Source organism: Paenibacillus sp. P4_E11, assembly GCF_056401635.1.
The window spans coordinates 1-1,580 of the sequence record NZ_JBFUIX010000435.1; the positions used below are offsets into that span (position 1 = coordinate 1).

The window sequence follows — 1,580 nt, forward strand, 5'->3', positions numbered from 1 at the left end:
ACATTACGCGATACAAGGAACCTTAAGCAGCCCCTTGTTGACGCAGCTACGCAATAAGTTGGATCAGGCTGAGGACCAATTGCAAAAAGGTCATAATAAACAAGCGGTCAAACACATGGAGGACTTCCTTGATCATCTGAATAAGAATTCCATGCAGTCCTATGTAACCCCTGAAGTAAAAAACATCCTTACTACGGATGCAACTGCATTGAAGAACTCCTGGTGAAGCAGAGGCAAGAGACTCGAGCAATTAAGCACCGTTTCCCATTAGGGAGTGGTGTTTGTTTGTAATCAAGATGAGAGCAGAAAGAGGTGGCAACATGATAAACAGTCAAGTGGTGGCTTGCAGTGGGCTCGAGGTAAAAACCTGCAAGACTTCTTCTTCGATGGAACTTGCAATAGAACCTGGGAAACTGATCTACTCCGACGGTTCCGTTGTGGAATTTCTAGAAAGGACATATGTGCTCCTACGCCCAGCGGGGACGAAGCGATTCACCCATCATGCCTATACGATTCATGGAGTTGGTACGAGTTCTCCATGTGGTTGGAATGGAGAAGGAATTCGCGGAAGTGGTGGTGATCCGTACCAACGAATGGTCCCAGGAACCTTACAGGTCTGGAATGAGGATCGAAGTAAACTTTACCTTCCCGAACAGGACTACGTTCAGGATGATTATTGGGGGACGATTAAGAAACATCCAGATGGAGCAATTCCTGAGGGAGCCAAGTTATCATTGGACTACGAAGTTTGGTTATGCCGATATGATGCTGTGGTGGTGGATAATCAGATGAAGCTGCAGATCGTGGAGGGAGATTTCGAGGCGATGGAATCGCGAGAACTCCTTTTGCCTGATCCACCGGCTGTAGGGGCAGGGTATGTGCTAGCACACGTTTTTCTAAGCTGGGGACAGACCAAGATATATAACGGTGGAAGCTATGTAGTCCGACCGAGAGAGGAGTATGCTGAACTTTTATTCTCCATCCCAGAGCTTAGTGGTACATATATGGATATGGTCGCTCGTACGTACAGAATAGAAATTGTATCCCAACTTAATGATGAGCAATTGTTACTTCGTATGGGGGCCACTGGAGAGGATTATGGGACAGGACAAATACTGGACGAGATTTCCTTGCGGTGGACAGAACCAATGATTTATGAGAAGAAGAGCAAGATACCACTAGTACTGGTTTCGGCTTACGGCCGTCTGGTGGATTGGGGATTAGAGATCGACTTGTCCGGTATCGACATTAGGCCATCTCAGGTGAATCCAATCATTGAAGTGGTTGCGTTGCCGCAAATGATATTCGATTTACGTAATCAAGCTGTAGCTTTCACGGAAAGTATACCGTTAGAGCGATTCGATACATTAATTCCGATCCGTAAAAAGCTTGCCTCCGGGAACCCGGTTCGGATCGCGTTTTATGGCGAGAGCACGACGCGTAATGGAAGATGGCCCTACCAGCTCATAGAGGGACTTAGGCAATTATTCCCCCAAGGCATCATCAAATCATCCAATATCGCGGTCAGTGGAGAAAATTCCTTGGTCGGCATCCGCAGACTCCAGGATGAGGGTTTGAAT

2 protein-coding genes are annotated in these 1,580 nt (G+C 47.0%); both read left to right on the forward strand.

Annotated elements, in window-relative coordinates:
- Nucleotides 1-226, forward strand: a 226-nt coding sequence (locus AC1DWB_RS34840) for an FIMAH domain-containing protein (protein ID WP_477545645.1), incomplete at its 5' end; no start/stop codon positions are given.
- A 94-nt stretch (nt 227-320) separates the two neighbouring features.
- Nucleotides 321-1,580 (forward strand): hypothetical protein (locus AC1DWB_RS34845; RefSeq protein ID WP_477545646.1); only part of this gene is annotated, 1,260 nt, incomplete at its 3' end.